This is a genomic window from Thioalkalivibrio sp. ALMg3 (genome assembly GCF_000381225.1).
Classification (GTDB): Bacteria; Pseudomonadota; Gammaproteobacteria; order Ectothiorhodospirales; family Ectothiorhodospiraceae; genus Thioalkalivibrio; species Thioalkalivibrio versutus.
Genome location: NZ_KB906223.1, coordinates 68486 through 90888, shown reverse-complemented (window position 1 = coordinate 90888; position 22403 = coordinate 68486). Strand labels below are relative to the sequence as shown.

At 66.3% G+C, this 22403-nt stretch carries 21 protein-coding genes and 1 pseudogene; 15 read left to right on the top strand and 7 right to left on the bottom strand.

The features are described 5' to 3' along the window. Nucleotides 1–117 precede the first annotated feature (117 nt). Nucleotides 118–342, top strand: coding sequence for a GDCCVxC domain-containing (seleno)protein (locus F622_RS0106885; RefSeq protein ID WP_018175956.1), 225 nt, complete (start codon nucleotides 118–120; stop codon nucleotides 340–342). After that, the gene (gene merB / locus F622_RS0106880) at nucleotides 339–974 is read left to right on the top strand and encodes an organomercurial lyase (RefSeq protein ID WP_018175955.1); all 636 of its coding nucleotides are present in this window, start codon (nucleotides 339–341) and stop codon (nucleotides 972–974) included. The genes F622_RS0106885 and merB overlap by 4 nt, the downstream gene beginning before the upstream one ends. Here merB and F622_RS0106875 read toward each other — a convergent pair. Beyond that, nucleotides 971–2236 (bottom strand): 6-phosphofructokinase, encoded by a 1266-nt coding sequence (locus F622_RS0106875; RefSeq protein ID WP_018175954.1) that lies wholly within the window; start codon nucleotides 2234–2236, stop codon nucleotides 971–973. The two genes, merB and F622_RS0106875, sit on opposite strands and share 4 nt — an antisense overlap. Before the next feature lie 217 nt (nucleotides 2237–2453). Between F622_RS0106875 and F622_RS0106870 the strand changes: the two genes are divergently transcribed. From F622_RS0106870 to F622_RS0106855, 4 genes are all read left to right on the top strand, one after another. Continuing rightward, nucleotides 2454–3467: a class 1 fructose-bisphosphatase gene (locus F622_RS0106870; RefSeq protein WP_018168849.1), complete on the top strand. Its 1014-nt coding sequence runs from the start codon at nucleotides 2454–2456 to the stop codon at nucleotides 3465–3467. 125 nt (nucleotides 3468–3592) lie between these two features. Next, the gene (locus tag F622_RS0106865; RefSeq protein WP_018168848.1) at nucleotides 3593–4564 is read left to right on the top strand and encodes a chromate resistance protein ChrB domain-containing protein; all 972 of its coding nucleotides are present in this window, start codon (nucleotides 3593–3595) and stop codon (nucleotides 4562–4564) included. Beyond that, nucleotides 4561–5913 (top strand): chromate efflux transporter, encoded by a 1353-nt coding sequence (gene chrA / locus F622_RS0106860; protein WP_018168847.1) that lies wholly within the window; start codon nucleotides 4561–4563, stop codon nucleotides 5911–5913. The genes F622_RS0106865 and chrA overlap by 4 nt, the downstream gene beginning before the upstream one ends. An 11-nt stretch (nucleotides 5914–5924) precedes the next feature. Continuing rightward, complete coding sequence (locus tag F622_RS0106855) at nucleotides 5925–6884, top strand: MBL fold metallo-hydrolase (protein WP_018168846.1); 960 nt, start codon at nucleotides 5925–5927, stop codon at nucleotides 6882–6884. 62 nt (nucleotides 6885–6946) lie between these two features. Here the strand turns inward: F622_RS0106855 and F622_RS0106850 are convergent, their stop codons facing one another. From F622_RS0106850 to F622_RS0106840, 3 genes are all read right to left on the bottom strand, one after another. Next, a complete protein-coding gene (locus F622_RS0106850; RefSeq protein WP_019571565.1) occupies nucleotides 6947–7942 on the bottom strand; it encodes a 2-hydroxyacid dehydrogenase in 996 nt (331 codons plus the stop codon). A 239-nt stretch (nucleotides 7943–8181) separates the two neighbouring features. Next, nucleotides 8182–10209 carry a CocE/NonD family hydrolase gene (locus F622_RS0106845; protein WP_018950909.1) on the bottom strand — a complete coding sequence of 676 codons (2028 nt, stop codon included), beginning with the start codon at nucleotides 10207–10209 and terminating at the stop codon, nucleotides 8182–8184. Further along, nucleotides 10206–11528: an acetyl-CoA carboxylase biotin carboxylase subunit family protein gene (locus F622_RS0106840; protein ID WP_019571564.1), complete on the bottom strand. Its 1323-nt coding sequence runs from the start codon at nucleotides 11526–11528 to the stop codon at nucleotides 10206–10208. Before F622_RS0106840 ends, F622_RS0106845 begins: the two co-directional genes overlap by 4 nt. 186 nt (nucleotides 11529–11714) lie before the next feature. Here F622_RS0106840 and F622_RS0106835 point away from each other — a divergent pair, with 186 nt between their 5' ends. The 7 genes from F622_RS0106835 (at nucleotide 11715) to F622_RS0106805 (ending at nucleotide 18182) form a co-directional block, all read left to right on the top strand. Beyond that, a complete protein-coding gene (locus F622_RS0106835; protein ID WP_019571563.1) occupies nucleotides 11715–12827 on the top strand; it encodes a sulfite reductase subunit A in 1113 nt (370 codons plus the stop codon). Beyond that, entirely contained in the window at nucleotides 12824–13297 is a 474-nt protein-coding gene (locus F622_RS0106830) for a cyclic nucleotide-binding domain-containing protein (protein ID WP_018175948.1), read from the top strand. The genes F622_RS0106835 and F622_RS0106830 overlap by 4 nt, the downstream gene beginning before the upstream one ends. Next, a complete protein-coding gene (locus tag F622_RS0106825) occupies nucleotides 13287–14147 on the top strand; it encodes an FAD/NAD(P)-binding protein (protein ID WP_019571562.1) in 861 nt (286 codons plus the stop codon). Before F622_RS0106830 ends, F622_RS0106825 begins: the two co-directional genes overlap by 11 nt. After that, nucleotides 14144–14956 carry an oxidoreductase gene (locus F622_RS0106820; RefSeq protein ID WP_019571561.1) on the top strand — a complete coding sequence of 271 codons (813 nt, stop codon included), beginning with the start codon at nucleotides 14144–14146 and terminating at the stop codon, nucleotides 14954–14956. The genes F622_RS0106825 and F622_RS0106820 overlap by 4 nt, the downstream gene beginning before the upstream one ends. Next, nucleotides 14953–16251 (top strand): Ni/Fe hydrogenase subunit alpha, encoded by a 1299-nt coding sequence (locus F622_RS0106815; protein WP_019571560.1) that lies wholly within the window; start codon nucleotides 14953–14955, stop codon nucleotides 16249–16251. The genes F622_RS0106820 and F622_RS0106815 overlap by 4 nt, the downstream gene beginning before the upstream one ends. Nucleotides 16252–16291: 40 nt before the next feature. Then, on the top strand, nucleotides 16292–16942 hold the full coding sequence (locus F622_RS0106810; protein ID WP_019571559.1) for a hydrogenase maturation protease: 651 nt from the start codon (nucleotides 16292–16294) through the stop codon (nucleotides 16940–16942). 232 nt (nucleotides 16943–17174) lie between these two features. Continuing rightward, complete coding sequence (locus F622_RS0106805; RefSeq protein ID WP_019571558.1) at nucleotides 17175–18182, top strand: chemotaxis protein CheB; 1008 nt, start codon at nucleotides 17175–17177, stop codon at nucleotides 18180–18182. 110 nt (nucleotides 18183–18292) lie between these two features. On the opposite strand, the gene gdhA is transcribed toward F622_RS0106805, so the two are convergent. After that, on the bottom strand, nucleotides 18293–19642 hold the full coding sequence (gene gdhA / locus F622_RS0106800; RefSeq protein ID WP_018175942.1) for an NADP-specific glutamate dehydrogenase: 1350 nt from the start codon (nucleotides 19640–19642) through the stop codon (nucleotides 18293–18295). A gap of 235 nt (nucleotides 19643–19877) precedes the next feature. After that, nucleotides 19878–20199, bottom strand: a pseudogene (locus F622_RS14115) (EamA family transporter); the annotation flags it as partial. A 157-nt stretch (nucleotides 20200–20356) separates the two neighbouring features. On the opposite strand from F622_RS14115, the gene F622_RS0106785 reads away from it, so the two are divergent. Continuing rightward, nucleotides 20357–21490, top strand: a complete 1134-nt coding sequence (locus F622_RS0106785) for an acyl-CoA desaturase (RefSeq protein WP_018168834.1) — start codon at nucleotides 20357–20359, stop codon at nucleotides 21488–21490. Between the two features lie 33 nt (nucleotides 21491–21523). Here the strand turns inward: F622_RS0106785 and F622_RS0106780 are convergent, their stop codons facing one another. Next, complete coding sequence (locus F622_RS0106780; protein WP_018144999.1) at nucleotides 21524–21841, bottom strand: response regulator transcription factor; 318 nt, start codon at nucleotides 21839–21841, stop codon at nucleotides 21524–21526. Between the two features lie 210 nt (nucleotides 21842–22051). Between F622_RS0106780 and F622_RS0106775 the strand changes: the two genes are divergently transcribed. After that, the gene (locus F622_RS0106775) at nucleotides 22052–22399 is read left to right on the top strand and encodes a DUF3024 domain-containing protein (RefSeq protein ID WP_018175939.1); all 348 of its coding nucleotides are present in this window, start codon (nucleotides 22052–22054) and stop codon (nucleotides 22397–22399) included. Nucleotides 22400–22403: the final 4 nt, after the last annotated feature.

Genomic DNA, 22403 nt, shown 5'->3' with positions numbered 1-22403 from the left:
TGGCAGAGAATAGACGCTGGCCAGACGGCGTTTGTGCCGATTCCGGTTGTCTGGCGGGGTTTTTCCCGCCAGCCCCGGTCGTTGGCTCCCATCCTCGCAAACCGAGCTGAAACGCATATGAACGAGATCGTGCCCGATTCGACCCTGACCTGCCCGGAATGCGGGCACCAGAAGACGGAAACGATGCCCACCGACGCCTGCCAGTGGTTCTACGAATGCACCGGCTGCGGGGCCCTGCTCCGGCCGATTCCAGGAGACTGCTGCGTGTTCTGCTCCTACGGCACCGTGCCCTGTCCGCCCATTCAGCAGGAGGGCCCGGGCGGCTGCTGCGCCTCGTCATGAGGCCGGCGCACGTGACCGCCGCCCTGGGACGCCTGCGCGGCGACTTCCCGCTGGAACAGCGCCTGCGGGATGCCCCCGAAGCCGTGCGCGCCGCCTATCTCGAAGTCCTGGAACACTGGCGCCAGCGCGGACGGCCACCAGAGGCCCGGGAGCTGGATATCCGCGCGCTGGAGCGACTGGCCGCGCTGGATGCCGTGGCCCATCAGGCCCAGGGTCTGGGCTGCTACCCGTACAGCGCCGCACCGGGGCGGATCACGGTCAGCGTCGCCGGGCGCGGTCCAGTCGCCGCGATGTGCGCCGTCGACGCGCTGGCCATCCCGATGCTGAGCGGCGCGCATAGCCGGCTCGAGGCGGCTTGCAGCCACTGCGGTGCGGCGCTCAGCCTGGAATCCGGGCCCACCGCGGTTGCGGATACGGCCTCCGTGTGGGTGCATTACCGGCCGCGCCGCACGGACAACACCCCGTGCTGCACCAGCCTTTGTGAGGGCATCACCTTCGTCTGTGCGCGTTGTGCATCGGCCGAACACGCGGACTATCTGCGCGTCGACGAGGCGGACAGAGTCGCCCGGCAGTTTTTCGCCTTCCAGCGGGCCTGGCTGGACGCCGACGCCCACTCGCCCGGAAACGACTAGTCGGTCTTGACCTCGAACGGAGGGCAACGCTTGGGCAGCAATTCGCCCCGGATGCGCGGGTAGCAGGGCAGGCCCTGGTCGAACGGCGGGGCGTCCTCGCCCTGGATCAGCGGGCGCAGGTAATCGCGCGCGGCCTGGGTGATGCCGTAGCCGTCCGGGGTGATGTACTCGCGCGGCATGCCCTGCTCGACGTCGGCCACGGTCTCCAGCGGGGTAAAACCGATACTCCAGCGGTAGGGATCGTTGGAATCGCGGCGGATGATCGGCATGAAGGCATCCTCGCCGGCCACCACGCCCTCCACCGCCGCACGGCCACAGGCATAGGCCTGCTCCACGTCCACCTTCGACGCGATATGCCGCGCGGAGCGCTGGATATAGTCGACCACCGCCCAGTGCAGCTTGTGTCCGGTCTGTTCGCGGATCAGCTCGGCCAGGCGCGGGGCGGCGCCGCCCAGCTGGGTGTAGGCATACACATCATGGCTTTGTGCCACCGAGAACAGGGTGCCATCCGGATTCTTCAGACCCTCGGAGACCACCACCACACAGTAGCCGTGACGCTCGATGGTCCGGTTCAGGTGCTCGAGAAAGTCGTCCTGGTCAAACGGGGTCTCGGCGAACAGGATCAGCATCGGCGGCTGGCCGTCGAACTCCTGTGCCAGCGCGGCGGCGGCCGCCAGCCAGCCCGCATGCCGACCCATTACCTCGAGCACGAACACCTTGGTGGAACTGGTGTGCATGGACTCGACATCCAGACTGGCCTCGCGCACGACCGTGGCGATGAACTTGGCGGCGGAGCCGAACCCGGGGCTGGAGTCGGTCACGGCGAGATCGTTGTCGATCGTCTTGGGCACGCCGATCGCCTTGATCGGGAAGCCCATGCGATCCCCCATCCTGGCGATCTTCAGCGCGGTATCCATGGAACCGCCGCCGCCGTTGTAGAAGAAGGTGCCGATGTCATGGGCGCGGAAGACCTCGACCAGGCGTTCGTACTGTTCCGGATCCTTGTCGGGATCGCCCAGGTCGAAACGGCAGGAGCCGAACGCCCCGCCGGGGGTATGACGCAGGGCCGCGAGGGTCAGCGGGTCCTCCTGATCCAGATCGATGATCTCCTCGCGCAGGACACCGAGGATGCCGTCGCGCGCCGCATAGATCTTGCCGAAATGGGCCGGATGGGCGCGCACCGCCTCGATCACCCCCCAGGCGCTGGCGTTGATGACGGCGGTAACCCCGCCGGACTGGGCGTACAGCGCGTTTTGCGGCATGCGAATCTCCCTTGTGGATACAGCCCCGGATGCCATGCACGACAAGTGCCAGCCCGCTCAAGCCATGAACTACCCGTCGGATCGGCCCATCCGGGTGCTTTTGCTACACTATGCCGGTTAAGACACTCGGCGCACCGGGGCCGTTCGCCCCGTCATGGTGCTCACGCACCTCGATTGCGCGGTGTCACCCGATTCACAACACCATCAGGATTGCATCATGCATATCGGCACGACTTTGACCAACTACATTATCGAGACCCAGCGCGGTATCCAGGGCGCGACCGGCGAATTCACCGGCCTGCTGAACGATATCTCGGTGGCCTGCAAGAAGATCTCCGACCTCGTCGACAAGGGTGACCTGGTCGGCGTTCTCGGCTCCGCCGGCTCCGAGAACGTGCAGGGCGAGACGCAGAAGAAGCTCGACATCATCACCAACGAGGTGTTCATCGAGGCCCTGGGCCACAACGGCCACGCCGCCGGCCTCGCCTCCGAGGAGATGGACGAGATCTGCGAGATGCCGGCCGGCGCCCCGCGCGGTCATTACCTGGTCCTGTTCGACCCGCTGGACGGCTCCTCCAACATCGACGTGAACGTCTCCGTCGGCACGATCTTCTCCATCCTGAAGGCGCCGGAAGGCGTCTCCGATCCGAAGACCGAGGACTTCCTGCAGCCGGGCACCAAGCAGATCGCCGCCGGCTACTGCCTGTACGGCCCGTCCACCATGATGGTGCTGACCACCGGCAAGGGCGTGCAGATGTTCACCCTGGACAAGGACTTCGGCGAGTTCCTGCTGACCAAGGACAGCGTGCAGATCCCGGAAGACACCGAGGAATTCGCGATCAACATGTCCAACAGCCGCTTCTGGGAGGCCCCGGTCAAGCGCTACATCGACGAATGCCTGGCCGGCAAGGAAGGCGCCCGCGACAAGGACTTCAACATGCGCTGGGTGGCCTCCATGGTCGCCGAGGTGCACCGCATCCTGTCGCGCGGCGGCGTGTTCATGTACCCGATGGACTCCAAGATGCAGGCCAAGGGCACCGCCGGCAAGCTGCGCCTGATGTACGAGGCCAACCCGATGAGCTTCATCATCGAGCAGGCCGGCGGCGCCTCCACCACCGGTCGCGAGCGCATCATGGATATCAGCCCCACGGGCATTCACCAGCGCGTGCCGGTAGTCCTGGGCGCGAAGAACGAAGTGGAGCGGATCACCCGCTACCACAACGAGGGCTAAGAACCCCTCGCGCCTCGGGCACCCCGATGCGCTCCCCAAGGCCCGGCCCCGCAAGGCGCCGGGCCTTTTTGTGCGCGCACCCCCTGAATTTGTAACGGACGTTACATTGCTGATATACATGTGACATGAATTTTCGGGATACCGATTGGCAACTCCTGATCTTCGCCTTTCAGAGCGGGCAGGACTCGACCCGGGTCCGGCTATGGCGGGCGCTGAAGGCACTTGGCGCAGCCACCCTCCGCGATGGGGTCTACCTGCTGCCCAACCGCTCGGACCTGCGCGACGCCCTGCTGGAGCTGGCCGAGTCGGCGCGCGCGGCGGGCAACCAGGCCTACCACCTGCCGGTGGCCGCCAACCCCGAGGAGCAGGCGCATTACCACAGCCTGTTCGACCGGGACACGGAATACCGGGCACTGCAAGGCAACGCGGAAACCCTGCTGGGACAGCTGCCCGGACTGGGCGAATCCGAGCTCCTCAAGCGCCTGCGCCAGATCCACCGCGAGGCCGACCAGTTGCGCCGCACCGACTACTTCCCGGGCCCCGGTCGCGCACCGCTGGAGGCGCAGCTGGCCCGCCTGGATTCCGCCGCGCAGGCAGTCCTGTCGCCTGACGAACCCTCGCCCGAGCCGGACGCGGGCATTGCCAGGCTGGAGCGGGCGGACTACCGGGGCCGACTGTGGGCGACGCGCGCGGCAATGTGGGTAGACCGGGTCGCCAGTGCCTGGCTGATCCGCGAATTCATCGACCCCGACGCGCGCTTCGTCTGGCTCGCAACCCCGGCCGATTGCCCGGCCGAGGCCCTTGGTTTCGACTTCGACGGCGCCACGTTCACCCACGTCGGCGACCGCGTCACCTTCGAAGTGCTGCTGGCGGCATTCAGTCTGGAACGCGACAGCGGGCTCGCCGGCCTGGCGGAGATGGTGCATTTCCTGGACGTGGGCGGGCGCCCCGTCGCCGAGGCCGCGGGCTTCGAGAGCATCCTGACCGGGGCGAAGCAGCAGTGCGCAGATGACGATGCCCTGCTGGCCCGCGTAACGCCCGTACTGCACGACCTGCGCCAGGCCTTTGAACAACAATCCGGACGCGACCCCGCATGACCGACCCCGATCCCTCGACCACGCAACGTCCGAGCCCGCCCACCCGGGCCGAGGCCTTTCGCTACTGGCTGAAGCTCGGCTTCATCTCGTTCGGTGGGGCCGCCGGGCAGATCGGGATGATGCACGAGGAGCTGGTGGAACGGCGGCGCTGGGTCTCCGAGAACCGCTTCCTGCACGCGCTGAACTACGCGATGGTCCTGCCGGGGCCGGAGGCGCAGCAGCTCGCCACGTATCTCGGCTGGCTGCTGCACGGCACTTTCGGCGGCGTGATGGCCGGGCTGCTGTTCATCCTGCCTTCGCTGGTCCTGATCACCGGGCTGTCCTGGGTGTACCTGGCCTTTGGCGACGTGCCCGCGGTGGAGGCCGTGTTCTACGGCATCAAGCCAGCGGTGATCGCGATCATCGTCTATGCCGGCTGGCGCATCGGCGGACGTGTCCTGAACAACGGCCTGCTATGGCTGATGGCCGTAGCGGCGTTCCTGGCGATCTTCGCGCTCAACATCCCGTTCCCGTACATCATCATCGCCGCGGGGCTGCTCGGCTGGCTGGGCAGCCGGATCTGGCCGGAGCGCTTCCGCAGCGGCGAATCGCACAGCGCTGGCGGCCGCAAGGCCACGGGGCCGGCCGTGGTGGACGACGACACCCCACCCGCACCCTGGATGCAGTTTCGCTGGGCGCGCGTGATCCGCTTCCTCGCCGTCGGCCTCGGCCTGTGGGCTGCCGTCTTCGGCATGCTGCTCGCGGTATTCGGGTGGGACACCACGCTGACCCGCATGGGGCAGTTCTTTACCCAGACCGCCCTGGTGACCTTCGGCGGCGCTTACGCGGTGCTGCCATACGTCTACCAGGGCGGGGTGGAGACCTACGGCTGGCTGAGCCCGACCCAGATGATCGACGGGCTGGCGCTTGGCGAGTCCACGCCAGGCCCGCTGATCATGGTGGTCACCTTCGTCGGCTTCATCGGCGGCTGGACCCAGGCCTTCCTCGGCCCCGATCAGGTGTTGCTCGCCGCCTTGCTCGGCGCGCTGGTCGCGACCTTCTTCACCTTCCTGCCGTCGTTCCTGTTCATCCTGGTGGGCGCGCCCCTGGTCGAGCGCACCCGGGGCGACCTGCACTTCACCGGACCGCTGACCGGCATTACCGCCGCCGTGGTCGGCGTGATCGCGAACCTGGCCGTGTTCTTCACCTGGCACGTCCTGTGGCCCGCGGGCTTCGAGGGAACCTTCGAATGGTTCTCCGCCCTGCTCGGCATCGCCGCCTTTATCGCCCTGGCCCGTTTCCGGGTGGGCATCATCCCGCTGATCCTCGTCTGCGCCGTGCTCGGCGCCGGGTATCGGCTCCTGCTGTAGGAGTCCGCACCATGCTGAACCCCACCCGCACCTGGGCCCTGGCCGGAATGGCCCTCCTGATCCTGGCGCCCGGCGTCAGCCTGGGTGCCGACGACGCCCCGATCCTGCCCGAACCGCGGGCGATCTCCGATCACGCCCATACCTGGATCGGCCCTTACGGCGGACCCGATGCGGAGAACCAGGGCTTTCGCATGAACCTGGGCTACGTGGTCGGCGACGACGCCGTGGCCGTCATCGATTCCGGCTACACGCCGGAGATGGCGCAGGCGATGCTGGAGCATATCGGCGCCACCACCGACAAGCCGGTGCGCTACGTGATCAACACCAATTCGCAACCACACCGCTTCATGGGCAACGACGTGTTCCGCGAGGCCGGCGCCGACATCCTGGCCGCGCCCGAGGCCGTCGAGCGCATGCAGGGCAGCGCCTCGATGTTCGCCATGCAGCTCGAGAATGCCCTGGACTGGCCGGAAGGGTCCACCGAGCACCCCAAGCGACCCAATGTGATGGTCGAGGATGACAAAAAGCTGGATCTGGGCGGCGTGAGTGTGACCATCCGTCACGTGGGCAGCACCCATACGCACGGCAGCCTGATCGCGGTGGTCGAACCGGACAATGTCGTGTTCGCGGGCGACGTGCTCTACAGCGGGCGCCTGCTGGCCATCCTGGCCGACGGCAGCATGGAGGGCTGGCTCCAGGCCTATGAGCATCTACAAGAGGAGTACGCGGACGCGAAGTTCATCCCGGGCCACGGTGAGCCGGGTGCGCTGTCGACCTTCGAACATCCCACCCACGACTACCTGCGGTCGTTATGGGACCACATGTACGAGGCAGCGGACATGGGTACGGACATGCAATCCGCCATCCGGGCCTTCGACGACGCGCCCTGGCAGGACCTTGCCGACTTCGACGACCTGGCCCCGCGCAACACGAATATCGCCTACCAGGAGGCCGAACTGGCCTTGTTCTAGCGAGGCACTGATTGATCCCGACGTCCGGGGCCACGCGCCCCGGACGTTCGAGGCAGCGTCTCCTAGACAACACGGCCCTCCGGCCGGGCCTCGGGGTCGTCAAGCAGGGTCTGGATACTGGCAACCGTGGTCGCGGCGATGTTGGTCAGCGCCTCGCGAGTCAGGAAAGCCTGGTGGCCGGTGACCAGCACGTCGTCGCGCTGCATCAGCCGCGCCAGGCGGCGATCGGGCAGCCCGGCCAGCGACCAGTCGCGGAAGAACAGCGAGGCCTCGTTCTCGTACACATCCATCGCCAGCCCGCCGAGCTGACCGGACTCCAGCGCGGCCTCGGCCGCATCCGTATCAACCAGCGCCCCGCGGGCGGTGTTGATCAGGAAGGCCCCGCGCGGGAGCCGCGCCAGACTGTCACTATTGATCAGGTGGCGGTTTTCGCGAGTCAGCGGACAGCTGAGGCTGAGCACCTCGGACTGCGCCAGCAGCGCATCCAGCTCGAGGTACTGGACGCCCGCGGCCTGCAGCTCGGCGTTGGGATACGGGTCGTGCGCCGCCACCCGGCAGCCGAAGCCCAGCATGATGCGCGCAAAGGCCTGGCCGATGCGGCCGGTGCCGACGATGCCCACCGAGCGGCCAACGAGATCGAATCCGGTCAGGTGATCGAGGCGAAAATCACCTCGCCGCGTGCGGTCCCAGGCGAGGTGAACGCGCCGGTTCAGCGTCATCAGCAGGGCGACGGCGTGCTCCGCAATCGCGTTCGGGGAATAGGCCGGCACCCGCGCCACGCGCACGCCACGCTCGCGGGCGCGGTCGATATCCAGGTTGTCGTAGCCGGAACAGCGCAGCGCCACCACATGCACCCCGTGATCGGCGAGCCCGTCGATCACGCGCCGGTGCAAGTCATCGTTGGTAAAGACGCAGACCGCATCCGACCCTGTGGCAAGGTGCACCGTCTCTGCGGTCAGGCGTTCGGCATGCAGGAGCGGCTTCATGTCCGCCGCTTGAAAAGCAGGGAGCAGAAACTCGCGATCGTGTTGCTGAACACTGAATACGGTGACCCGCATAACGTTCTCTCTAATCCATAGGTTGAATAAGGGCTCGCGTAGTACCTGCGCACGCTAGGTCCCCAAGGGGTTTCCCAACGATGCCTCGTTCCGGTGTTTGCGCATGAGGGAGGAACCGGCCCTGGGCAGCGACGATGCGCGTGCCCCCATGGAACCGCCCCCGAGACCGGACGATGGCACCAGCATAACGCAGGATCGGGCGCTGTCACGGGCAGACTCCAACCACCCTGGTGGCTTTGTCAGACGAGGTCGCGGGGGATCTTCACGTCCCAGTTGCGGGCATAGACGCGACGCTCGCCCTCGTACGCATCCAGCTGGGCGTGGATCTCGAAATCGGTGGGGCTCGAGGTAAGCACCGTTCGGGTTACCGTGCGCACCGCCCAGTCGCCGCGTCGGAAGCCGCGTTCCCATAGGGTCTCCCCACGCACCGAGTTGAAGTCATCACCCTGGTAGCTGTACCACTCCAGCGCCTTCCGCTGCATCTCCAGGTTCAGGTCGTCCAGCCGTACCGTCCCCGCATCGTTGGTCACCGCGAGAGTCGACTCGTCCTCCGCCAGGTCGCGAATGACCCGCCAGTTGTGCAGCTGCGGCGTTAGCTGATGGGTTTCCGTCGAGGGAGGCCCGCCCTCGGGGAGCGGGAAGGCGATTCGGGCATCCATGTCTTCGCGCGGCGCGCGACGGGGCAGAAGCAGACGGCTCGCGCCCGTCATGAGCCGCAGCCGGACCGGCCGCGGCGCCGGCCATGCCAGCGGGAAATACGAAGTCGACAGCGATAGCCGGATGCGATGTTCTACCGGGAAGCGCTGGGCCACGTCGTTGAACTTGACCCGGACGCGGTAGGTTTTCCCGGGCTCCAGGGGTTGCGGGGTCTCGGCGTCTTCGCGGTGGGTCAAGTTGAGCAGCCCGTAGGTGACGCGGGTCGCCTTGTCGTCAGCGGCAACATCGGACAACCGCGCCGCAACCATTGCGACGGGCTGGTCGACACTCAAATCCAGCTCCAGCATCGCGGCGCCGAGGACCTCCAGGGGCTCTTCCAGCGGGGCGCTGGTGAACACCAGGGCACCCCCATCCTCTTCGCGCTGGTCATGGGGCAGGTCCGGGGTCGCGGCATACGAGCACCACTTGCCAGCAAACAGGCCCACACTCAGCGGCGACTGCAGGGTCATTTCGCGTTCCGGCGCGACAGCCGATGCCCTCTCCAGCCGCCCCGGCCAGGCCAGGGTCAACGGTTCGAACTCCACGTTCGCCGAGGGCCAGTGTGGTTCGCCTACCCAGCGCCCAGGGCGCTCCTCGTAGCGGGTGGTCGGCGGGACGCTGTCCTGCATCCAGACCCTCAGCATGGGTTCGTCCATGATCCCGTTCTGCTCACCCTTCAGCCAGCGGTCCCACCAGCGCAGACATTCCTGCAGGAAACCGATGGCCGGGCCCGGTACACCCTGATGCGGATACTTGTGGCTCCAGGGGCCGACCAGACCCAGCCGCGGCCCCTGGAGGTTGGCCAGCAGGCGAAAGACCGCATTGGAGTAGCCGTCGGCCCAGCCACTGACCGCCATCACCGGGGCTCGCACCGCGGACCAGTCTTCGCAGATCGAGCCATGCTTCCAGTAGTCGTCGCGGCGCTGGTGGCGCAACCACTTCTCCAGCCACAGCCCGCTGCCCTCCAGGCGCTGGAACCACATCTCGCGCCAGCGTTCGCCCACGATCTCCGGATCCGGCGGCAGGGAGTTGTAGGCAAACATGGTCGAGGCCCAGGACAGGTTGTCCCCCAGCAGGCAGCCGCCCATGTGATGGACGTCGTCGGCATAGCGGTCATCGGTGGAACACACACTGACCACCGCCTTCAGCTCCGGCGGTTGCAATGCCGCGATCTGCAGGCCGTTGAAGCCGCCCCAGGAGATGCCGATCATGCCCACATTGCCGTTGCACCAGGGCTGTTCACCCATCCAGCGCAGAACCTCCACGCCGTCGTCCAGCTCCTGCTGCAGGTATTCGTCCTCCAGCACCCCCTCGGAGTCACCGGACCCGCGTAGGTCCACCCGCAAACAGGCGTAACCGTGACCGGCAAAGTAGTGATGCATCGCGTCGTCGCGCAGCCGGGTGGAATCACGGCGGCGGTACGGGATGTATTCCAGGATCGCGGGTACCGGCTGCTGTTCGGCGCCTTCGGGGCGCCACAGTCGGGCGGCGAGACGCGTGCCGTCAGCAAGCGGGATCGGGATGTATTCCTCGACCTCCACCGCGCAGGGAAAGTCGTGGACAACGTTCATGACTGTACCTCGCCCGGGGGTGTGGCGGGCTCGAACTCCATGGGTAGCCGCTCCATCACGCGTGTGTAGATCCGCTCCAGTTCGGTGTTGTCCGCGGCCCCGATAAACAGGGTTGCGACCTCGTAGGAGTAGCTGTCCTGATAACAAAGCTGCGACAGCAGCATGCCCTCCTCGACTTCGATCTGTACGACCACACCGGGGAACTCGGCCTCGACGGCCGCGATGTCCGCCGGCGTGGGCATCCGCACGACCCGTGCATCCTGGTACCGGCGAACCATGAACTTGGCCGCACATCGGAAGGCCCCCTGGCGATGGGGCATCGTCGGCGCGCGCCCCAAGCCCAAATCAATCATCACCTGATGGTGATAGCAGCCATCCACCATCCGGAACAGCGGGGCATGAGACTTGGAGATGCGGGTGTTGATCTCCAGCAGCCAGATCCGGTCTGTGGCCTCATCCCAGTAGAACTCCACGTTGAACGGGGCGCAGTCATAGCCCACCTGCCGGATCACGCGGTCCGCTATCTCCTCCATCCGTGCCTGTACCGTCTGCGGAAGGATGGACGGGTACTGGTAGCGGGAGAATGAGGAGCCGGCCGCACCCTCGCGCAGGGAATCGACAGCACCGTAAATCCGGACCGTGCCCTGCCAGGCATACCCCTCCAGGGTGCACTGACGCCCCTCCGATATCAGCGCCTCGGCAATGCAGTGATTGCCATCGACCCCGGCCACCTCCGGAGGCAGTGTCGCGTGCCCCAGGACATGGTTGAAGGGCTCGCCGAAGCGGTCGATCTCCCTGCGGATCCGCTCCATGGCACGCCGGAAGTCGTCCACATCGTCGATGCGAAAGCCGAGGTAGGAGAGCACCGATTTCACCGGTTTGATCCAGAACGGAAAATCCAGGGTGACCTCGCGCAGGGGATCGTCGGCAAACGGGTTGACCGCGCAGAAGGCCGGGATGTGTTCGGGTGCAACGCGGGCCTGTTCAAGCCGGCTCCAGTACTTGTGCTCGCACTTCAGCACGCTTTCCAGGGTCGGCCCCGGCAGGTCCCTGGCCTGGCGCAGGAGGGGCAGGATCGTGCTGACCGGAAAGTCCCAGAAACCGACCACGGCATCCGCCGTGCCGGGAAACTGGCTCAACCGTTCGCGACCCTCGATCAGGATCCGACGCACCGGAAACCGGGTGCAGGGCTTGACCTCCTCGCGTGTGAACAGTGCGTGGAAGGCATAACCCTCCGCCCCGGGCAGGGTCTGGAGCTGGCCCAGATGGAAGTCGTCCAGACCGACCACGAAGATATTGTGCCTCGCCGGCGCATTCATAACTGGCATCGTTTTCCCCGGACAACGGGTCGCCAGGGCCGCACACCGCCCTCCATGGAGTGTGGCAGGTATCCGGGTGATTACCAGCCCGGGAGGTCGCTGGATCGCGCCACGCTCTTGCCGCACTATGGACGGGTGTGGGGCCTTGCCGTACCGAGCGGCTCGCCCGAGGCCCAGGAGCCGTCTGTGGAAGTGATCGCACCGCAAGCCGTGGACACGCTGATCCGCCTGCTGGCCGGGGAGGGCTACGAGGTCGTGGGGCCGACACGGCGCGATGGCGCGATCGTCTACGACCGAGTGGGCGGTCTCGAGGACCTGCCGGTGGGCTGGACCGACGAGCAGGCCCCCGGACACTACCGCCTGCGCGAACGCGACGACGACGCGCTGTTCGGCTATGTGGTCGGGCCGCATTCCTGGAAGAAGTACCTGTTCCCGCCCGAGGAGACCCTGTTCCGGCTGACCCGCCAGCCGGACGGCAGCTTCGTGACCGAGCCCGGCACCTCCGACGCGCCGCGCCGTGCCTTCATCGGCATGCGCGCCTGCGAGCTGGCGGCGATCGACGTGCAGGACCGGGTATTCCTCGGCCAGGCGGTGCAGGACCGCGGCTATGCCGCCCGCCGGCGGGACCTGTTCATGGTCGCGGTCAGCTGCGCCGAGCCGGGCGGAACCTGCTTCTGCGCTTCCATGGATACCGGCCCGCGCGCCCGCGAGGGATTCGACCTGGCGCTGACCGAGGTGATCGACGCCACCCAGCACTTTCTGGTCGCCGAGGCCGGGTCCGAGGCCGGGCGCGCGATGCTCGACCGGCTCGATCCGCGCCCGGCCAGCGATGCCGAGCAGGCCGCCACCGAGCGGGTGTGGGCCGAGGCACCGGAAAAGATGGGCCGGCAGATGCCGGCGGATGCCCGCGAGGTGCTCAACCGGGCCTTCGAGCACCCGCGCTGGGAGGAAACCGCCGAGCGCTGCCTGTCCTGCTCCAACTGCACCCTGGTCTGCCCTACCTGCTTCTGCTCGCAGGTCGAGGAGGTGCCGGACCTGGAAGGCCAGCGCACCGAACGCGTGCGGCGCTGGGATTCCTGCTTCAACCAGGAACACTCGCACCTGGTCGGCGGGCCACACCGCGAGTCCGTGGCCGCGCGCTATCGCCAGTGGATCACCCACAAGCTGGCCACCTGGCATGACCAGTTCGGCACCTCCGGCTGTGTCGGCTGCGGGCGCTGCATCACCTGGTGCCCAGTGGGGATCGACATCACCGAGGAAGTCACCGCGGTGCGCCGCGATCCGGAGGGCCGGGGATGAACGAGCTGCTGGCCATCATCGAGAAAGAGCCCTTCTTCGAGGATATGGCGCCGGAGCACCGGCGCCTGCTGGCGGCCTGCGCGGCGAAGTGCAGCTATACGGCCGGCACCCGGCTGATGAGCGACCACGAGCCGACCGAGACCTTCTGGCTGATCCGCGAGGGCCAGGTCGCGCTGGAGAGCCCGCTGCGGGAAGGCAGCGTGGCATTCCAGACCCTCGGGACGGGAGACATCCTCGGCTGGTCCTGGCTGCTGCCGCCGTACCGCGCCAGCTACGATGCGCGGGCGGTGACCGACATCCATACCCTGCGCTTCGATGCCGGCGTGCTGCGCGAACGTATGGAGGCCGACCCGGCGTTCGGCTACGTACTGATGAAGCACTTCGCCGCGCTGATCGTCCAGCGCCTGCAGGCGGCGCGGTTGCAGGCGCTGGATATCTACAGCCACGGAGGGCCCGGCCATGGCGCCTGACGCGGTTGCAACCCTGCCGGATCAGGCGATGGCGCCAGAGCCCTGGCGCATCCACTCGGTGCGCCGCGACGTGGCCAGCAACGAGGTCTTCAGCTGGACGCTGTACCCCGAGCCGGGGGTGGAGCCCGGCGCCGCGCCGGCACCCGGGCAGTTCAACATGCTTTACCTGTTCGGCGTGGGCGAGGTGCCGATCTCGGTCTCCGCGATCACCGACGACGGCGGTATCGTGCACACCATCCGTGCGGTGGGCAGCGTGACCCGCGCGATGCAGGATCTGGAGGCCGGCACGGTGGTCGGCCTGCGCGGGCCGTTCGGCACGGCCTGGCCGCTGGAACAGGCGCGCGGGCGCGACCTGGTGCTGGTCGCCGGCGGCATCGGCCTGGCGCCGCTGCGGCCGGTGATCCACGCGGCGCTCCAGAGGCGTTCGGAGTTCGGGCGCGTGGTGGTCTGTTACGGCGCGCGCTCGCCCGGCGACATGATCTTTCGCGACGAGCTGGACGCCTGGGCCGAGCGGGATGATGTGGATCTGCGCATCACCGTGGACCGCGGCACCGCCGCCTGGCGCGGCGATGTCGGCGTGGTCACCCAGCTGGTCGATCGTGGCGGCTTCGACCGGCGCAACACCCTGGCGATGACCTGCGGCCCGGAGGTGATGATGCGCTTCACCGCGTCCGCGCTGGAGCGCCGCGGCCTGAAGCCGAAGGACATCTATGTCTCCATGGAGCGCAACATGCGCTGCGCGGTGGGCTTTTGCGGCCACTGCCAGATCGGGGCGCATTTCGTCTGCCGCGACGGCCCCGTGTTCCCCTACCCGGTGATGGAACCGGCCTTCCGGATACGCGAGCTATGAGTCGGGAAAAGCCTACCCTCGCGGTGTTCAAGTTTGCCTCCTGCGACGGCTGCCAGTTGAGCCTGCTGGACTGCGAGGACGAGCTCCTGGCGGTCACCGACCGCATCCGGATCGCGCACTTCCCCGAGGCCACGCGCACCCGCATCGACGGGCCGTGGGACCTGACACTGGTGGAGGGCTCGATCACCACGCCACAGGCGGCGGAGGAGATCCGCGAGATCCGCCGCGCATCGAAGTTCCTCGTGACCATCGGCGCCTGCGCGACCACCGGCGGCATCCAGGCCCTGCGCAACTTCGCGGATGTCGAGGCGTTCACCCGCCAGGTCTACGCCCACCCGGAATACATCGAGACCCTGGCCACCTCGGATGCCATCAGCCAGCACGTGCCGGTGGACTTCGAGCTGCGCGGCTGCCCGATCGACAAGTACCAGTTGCTGGAGGTCGTCAGCGCCTTCCTCTACGGCCGGCGCCCGCAGGTCTCCAGCGCCAGCGTCTGCGAGGAGTGCAAGCGGGCGGGACAGGTCTGCGTGATGGTCGCCCATGGCACGCCCTGTCTCGGCCCGGTCACCCACGCCGGCTGCGGCGCGTTGTGCCCCGGGTGCAACCGCGGCTGCTATGGCTGCTTCGGGCCCAAGGAGACGCCCAACGCGCCGGGCCTGTCCGGCCAGCTGGAGACCCTGGGGATGGATCGCGCCACGCGCGTGCGCTTCTACCGCACCTTCAACGCCGGCGCCGACGCCTTCCGCGAGGAGAGCGAACGTCAGGAGAGCGGCGCGGCACCGCCCGAAGAATCAGGAAACCGGCCATGAGCGAGACCCGCACCATCGAAGTCGACTACCTCGCCCGCGTGGAGGGCGAGGGCGCGATGTACGTGCGCACTGAGGGCGACCGCGTGGAGGAGGTGAAGCTGTCGATCTTCGAGGCGCCGCGCTTCTTCGAGGGCTTCCTGCGCGGGCGCGACTTCCGCGAGGCCCCGGACATCACCGCGCGCATCTGCGGCATCTGCCCGATCGCCTACCAGATGGGGGCCTCGCTGGCGATGGAGGACATCTGTGGCATCACCGTGGACGGCGTGCTGCAGCACCTGCGGCGGCTGGCCTACTGCGGCGAGTGGATCGAGAGCCACGCCCTGCATGTATTCATGCTCCACCTGCCGGACTTCCTCGGCTATCCGGATGCGGTCACCGCCGCGAAGGACCACCCGGATATGGTGCGCAACGGCCTGCGCATCAAGAAGATCGGCAACTCCATCCTGCGCCTGCTGGGCGGGCGCGAGATCCACCCGGTGAACCTGCGCGTCGGCGGCTTCTACCGCGCGCCGTCGCCGGCCGAGGTCGCGGGGCTGGGCGAGGACCTGTCCTGGGGCCTGGAGGCCTCCTGCGAGGTCGCCGAATTCCTCGCCACCCTCGACTACCCGAACCTCGAACGCGACTACGAGTTCGTGTCGCTCGTCCACCCGGACGAATACCCGATCACCCACGGGCGCCTCGGCTCCAGCAGCGGCCTGGACGCGGCCATCCGCGACTACGACGACATCTTCACCGAGGAACACGTCGCCCACTCCAACGCCCTGCACAGCCACCGCTCGGACTCCGGCGAACCGGTGTTCATGGGCCCGCTGGCGCGCTTCGCCCTGAACCGCGAACGCCTCACCCCGCGCGCCGCCGAGCTGGCCGAGCGCGCCGGGCTGGGCGCGGCCTGTCGCAACCCCTTCCGCAGTATCCAGGTGCGCATGATCGAGATCGTCCTCGCCTTCGAGGAGGCCCTGCGCCTGGTCGAAGGTTACCGGCAGACACCGGCCGAACCCGCGCTGCCGGTCACCCCGCGCGCCGGCACCGGCTTTGGCGCCACCGAGGCCCCGCGCGGCATCTGCTACCACCGCTACAGCATCGACGACGCGGGTCTGATCAGCGATGCAAAGATCGTCCCGCCCACCTCCGTCAACCAGCCCACCATCGAGGCCGACCTGCGCGAACTGGTACAGAACAACCTCGACCTGCCGGACGACGAACTACGCCACCACTGCGAAGTCGCCATCCGCAACTACGACCCCTGCATCTCCTGCGCCACCCACTTCCTCGACCTGACCGTCGACCGAAAATGAACAGCGCCCAAAAGAAAGATGCGAGTTTCGGAAGGAACGCATGCGGAAGCCCACCAAACTGAATCAGGAAGAGCAGGAACTGCTCGATCCCTTTGAAGCAGGCGAGTTCGAATCGGACATGGACAACGAACGCAGGGCATCCATTGTCGAGGCCGCGGAAAATGGATCCCGCAAGACCCCTGAACAAACCCAAGAGGCCTCGGCCGACGATGGAAGATCGGCAGGCAAGGGGCCACTCGTCATCGGCATCGGGAACCCCTGGCGCGGCGACGACGGCATCGGCCACGCCGTGGTCGACGCACTCGCCGGCACGCCGGGCCTCACAACCGCCACCTGCAGCGGCGAGCCCGCCGAGCTCATGGACCTGTTGCAGGGCCACCACCCCGTCATCCTGGTCGACGCCATCGTCACCGGCGCCGCGCCCGGTACCCTCCATCGTCTTGACGCCCGCGAGCCCCTGCCGCGCGGCACCCGCTACTCCTCGCACGGCATCGGCCTCGCCGAGGCCGTCGAACTCGCCCGCGCGCTCGACGCCTTTCCGCCCACCCTTATCGTCCACGGAATCGAGCCCGCACACCTGGAAGACGGTACCGGACTCTCGCCGCAAGCCATCGACGCCATCCCAAAAGCCGCCCGCCGAATCCTCGACGACCTCACACTCGCGATGCCCCCGGACCGCTGTGCCCGGTAACGGCTTCCTCACATTCGCAGATTCGGGGCCGTAGCTCGCCTTTTCCGTTCAGCGAGGGGAGACGACGAAGGTAAAAGCTGACCCCGTTCGCGCTTCGCATGCCCCTTTTTGCGATTGCCGATGGTCAGGTCTATATATTCCGAATAACCCATTTATTTATCGGCGTCACCGATCTCGGTGACGCGATGCCACACTCGGCTGTTCGAACCTGCTCCATCGATGGATGGTCGTGATGACTAAAAAAAGCAACTCGATGGTCATTGTTGTTGGGGCATCCGCTGGGGGGATGGCTGCATTAAAGACTCTGGTCGCGCAACTTCCGAAGGGTTTTGCGGCACCCATTTTCATAGTCAACCACATGAGCGCGGACAACTCCGGAGAAGCGCTGGTCAAAGCCCTGAGTGAAAGCAGCCCCCTTGCCTGTGTCCAGGCGCATGACGAACACGCTTTCAAACCTGGGGGGATTTATCTGGCACCCCCCGACCAACACATGTTGATTGAGAAGGGAAAGATCCTCATTACCAAAGGTGCCAGGGAAAACCGTTCACGGCCCGCTATTGATCCCTTGTTTCGCTCCGCAGCAGTGGCCTATGGCAACCGGGTGATAGGCATCATCCTGACGGGGTATCTGGATGATGGCACCAGCGGAATGATGGCCATCAAAAGATGCGGTGGAGTCTGCATCGCACAAGATCCCGAGGATGCGTCTTATCCGGATATGCCGCAATCGGTAATCGCGAATGTTGGGGCCGATCACTGTTTGCCGGTATCCGGGATGGGGGCGCTACTATCCGATCTTTTGAGGAGGGAGCTACCGGAAAGCAAGGAGGTTCCGGAAGACATCATGATCGAGGCAGAGATCGCAAAGCGGGTACTGAGCGATTTGCCTTCGGTCGAGGCGCTCGGCGAGCAGGTGCCCTACAACTGTCCCGACTGTGGTGGGGTGTTATGGCAAATAGAGGAAGGAAGCATCCTGCGCTATCGCTGTCATACAGGCCATGCGTTTACCTCTTCGGTGCTGCTTGCACAACAAAATGAAAAGATTGAGGAAACGCTCTGGGTTGCGCTCAGAATGTTCGAGGAGCGCCAGAATCTGCTCGTAACTATGAGCAAGAATGAAAACAAAACGGCCGCTTCATCGGTCTGCCAGCGGGCAAAGGACTCTCAAGTCCACATTGACCGCATTCGTGCCATGTTGAAGGCGACCGACCATGATTCTCACGGCAAAGAGGCGAGATGAACGTTTCCGTCAATCTCGCCGCACGCACCTCGGGCCGGGTGTTGCCCCTCGCCTCGCCATAGTGGCAAATGGCAAACCGCTGATCCATTTGCACGTCCGCGTTGAGCGTCTCAGATGTGGCCCATCGCCTCCATGGCACGTGCGACCTTCACGAAGCCGGCGATGTTGGCGCCGACCGTGTAATTGCCAGGCGAGCCGTATTCCTCGGCCGTTTCGTGGCAGGTGCGATGGATGATGGCCATGATCTCCTGCAGGCGCGCCTCGGTGTATTCGAAGGTCCAGGAGTCCCGGCTCGCATTCTGCTGCATCTCCAACGCGCTGGTAGCCACGCCGCCGGCGTTGGCGGCCTTGCCGGGACCGAAGGCGGTGCCGGCATCGCGGAAGGTCCGGATGCCTTCCGGGGTCACGGGCATGTTGGCGCCCTCGGCGACCGCGATGCAGCCGTTCTCGACCAGCGCCTTGGCGTCCTTGCCGGTCAATTCGTTCTGCGTGGCACACGGCAGGGCGACGTCGCAGGGGATTTCCCAGATGCAGCCGTTTTCGCTGTATTTCGCCCCCTTCTTGCGCTCAGCGTAGGCGCTGATCGGGCCGCGCTCACGTTCCTTGATCTGGCGCACCAGGTCCAGGTCGAGACCGCCTTCATCGAGAATGACGCCGCGCGAGTCGGAGCAGGCGATCACCCGGGCGCCCAGTTGCTGGGCCTTCTGGGTGGCATAGATGGCGACGTTGCCGGCCCCGGAGACCACCACGCGCTTGCCCTCCAGCGAATCGTTGCGGGCCTTGAGCATCTCCTGGGTAAAGAAGACCGCGCCGTAGCCGGTGGCCTCGGTGCGTGCACGACTGCCGCCCCAGTCCAGCCCCTTGCCCGTGAACACGCCGGATTCGAAGCGGTTGGTCAGGCGCTTGTACTGGCCGAACAGGTAGCCGACCTCGCGCTGGCCCACGCCGATGTCGCCCGCGGGCACGTCAGTGTACTCGCCGATGTGGCGGTACATCTCGGTCATCAGGCTCTGGCAGAAGCGCATGATTTCGGAATCGGAGCGCCCCTTCGGGTCAAAGTCGCTACCGCCCTTGCCGCCCCCGATCGGCAGGCCGGTGAGGGCGTTCTTGAACACCTGCGAGAAGCCGAGGAACTTGATGATGCCCAGGTACACCGAGGGGTGAAAACGCATGCCCCCCTTGTAGGGGCCCAGCGCACTGTTGAACTGGACGCGGAAGGCCCGGTTGATGTGCAGCTCGCCCCTGTCGTCCTGCCAGGGGACGCGAAAGATGATCTGACGCTCGGGCTCGCAGATGCGCTGGATGATCTTGAGCTCGGCGAGCTCCGGGTACTTCACCAGCACCGGTCCCAGCGTCTCCAGCACGCCATGGACAGACTGATGGAATTCCGTCTCCCCGGCGTTGCGGTGCAGGACTTCCTGATAAATGGGTTCGAGCTTCTCGTCGAGGCTTCCGTTCATGGATCGCATCCTGATGGTCTGATTCGGACGCATTTAGGCATGCGGGTGCCGAGAAGACAATCCCGACCGCCCCATGATGGTGCATTCCGTCACCGACTTCGCAGCGCAGGAAGGGGGCCGGGTGCGGCGTCAGATCGCGCTATTGGCCGCGATCTATCGAAGGCGACAAAGACCTGGCCTGACGCCGAGAACCTGCGCGGCCGGCCGGTCCATCGGTCGCGGCTTCGGGGTCATGGACAGCCTGCGGGCTTCCGTGCGAACCGGCGTACTTGAGAAGCCGAAGATGAAGATGGCGCAGGACATACCCGCCAGCAGGCCCTCACCGGCGCCAATAAGGATCACGCCGCTCGCGCCAGTGTCATACGTCTGGGTCAGCATCACGATCCCGACCATTATCAGCGCGATCGCCACCAGCTTGAGCGTGTCGGGGCTTTCCAGCTTCAGGGCGAAGGAGACGATTAGACGAACACCGGAGCGGTGTACCTCAGTGTGCCCGCCACGGCCACGCTAGCGTTCGCGATACTCAGGAAGTAGAACGCGAAGTGGCCCGCCACACCCGGCGCGAAGCGGCGCCTCCGAAGGAATTACCATCATCCGGCAACGCTCTGGGCCCAAGCGTCCGGAACGAGGGCACTTTTACTCGCCGGTCGCGGTCTCATCTGCTATGAATAGGTGAGCATCTTCGCTCGCCCCGGTCGCCTGCAGGTCTCCACCATGTCCGAACGTGCCCCCCCGATTGCCTGGACGCCGGCAGTTTTCTTTGCACTGACCAACCTGGCCGCGGTCACGCTGGTGCCATGGTGGTGGCTCACCCAGGGCTTCAGCGGCGCGGCCTGGCTGTTTTTTGGCCTGTTCCTGGTGCTGAGCGGGCTGGGCATCACGGTGGGTTATCACCGGCTCTGGGCGCACCGCACCTTCAAGGCGCGGGGGCCATTGCGCGTCCTGCTGGCGCTGAGCGGTGCCCTGGCGCTGCAGAACAGCATCTACAACTGGGGCGCGCGGCATCGCGTGCATCATCGCTACGTGGATGATGTGGAACGCGACCCGCATTCCATCAAGCGCGGTTTCTGGCATGCCCACATGGGCTGGATGCTGCGCAACTGGCCCACCAGCGAGCCCGACTATTCGCGGGTGAAGGACCTGGCGAAGGACCCGGTGGTAATGTGGCAGCATCGGCATTACTGGACCCTGGCCTGGGGACTGAACCTGGGCCTGCCTCTGCTGCTGGGGCTGGCATTCGGGGATGTGATCGGCATGCTGCTGCTGGCCGGCATTCTGCGCATGGTGCTCAGCCACCACTTCACGTTCTTCATCAACTCCCTGGCGCATTGGTGGGGCCGTCGTCCCTACAGTGACGACAGCACCGCCGTGGACAACGGACTGGTCGCCCTGCTCACCTGGGGCGAGGGGTACCACAACTTCCACCACGCCTTTCAGGCGGACTACCGCAACGGGGTGCGCTGGTGGCAGTACGACCCCTCGAAGTGGCTGATCAACCTTTTTGCCTGGACCGGACTGGTGTATGACCGCCGCTGGACACCGCGCTTCAAGATCATGCGCGCACGGCTGCACACCGAGTTTCGCCGGCTGCTCAATGCCGACCAGGCCGAGCCGGCGCACGACTCCTGGCGCGCAACCGTGGAGCGGGAGTATCAGCGTTTCCGCGATACCGTGAACCAGTGGCAGGAGGTGCAGGCGCGCAAGATGCGGGCCGGGCGCGAGGCCATGAACGATCGCTGGGTGCGCACGGAACTGCGCACCCAGTTCAAGGAACTGGAGTATCGCCTCAAGATGCAGCGCCGCCGCCTGCGCGCCCTGTCGGCCTCTCGTCGCGCGACCACGGCGTGAACGCGGGCCCCGGATTGCGGGGCCGGAGCGCCTTCAGGCGCGATCACCCCCCAGCTTGGCTGCGACCCGGTCGGCCACCTTGCCACGGACCACGACCTCGTCGGCGCCCGCCTGGCGCGCCGCCTTGAGCATCGCCCCTTCCACGTGCGGGCCAAAGGCGAGGATCTTCGCGTCTGGGTAGCGCTCGCGCCAGGTCGACACCGCTTCCACGCCACGGCTGCCGAGGTCGACTACCACCAGGTCGGGCTGCTCCGGCGCCTGACTGCTGGTAACCGATGCGCCGGCCGAACGCCAACGCGACTCCAGCCGCACGCGGGTCATCAGGTCCGGGGTGTCCAGGTGGATCTGCATGAGCGCTCCTGATTGGGCCGGGCGATTGAAGGGGTGGCGCGCAGCGCGGCGACCTGACCGGATCGTGGGCAACCGTGCCCGGGCGGGTCGATTCCGCGCCTGCACGTAGTACAAACTCTAGACTACCGGGTACCGCCGGCATCATCGCGTTCGCGAAGGCCGGCTGGGAAGCCCCTCCTTGGCCCGGCTACAACCAGAGAACGGATAACAATGGCCCTGAGCGAACTCGAGCGCAAACGGATCGAAAAGCTGATGGAGGCGTTCGTGGAACGGCGGCGGCCGCCCGCCCATGTTCGAGACCGTCTGGACTTTGTCTGGCGCCTGGAGGGTCAAAGCGTGTCGCTGTACGAGGTGCGCCCGCTGATGGATGACGCTTCGAGGATCGTGGAAAACCCGGTATTCAAGGCCACGTTCGTGCGCAAGTCGGGCCGATGGAAACTCTACTGGCAACGGGCAGACCTGAAGTGGCATGGCTACGACCCACACCCGGAACTCGCCTCGCTGGAGGATGTGCTACAGGTGGTGGAGAAAGACGAATACGCCTGTTTTTTCGGATAGGGAA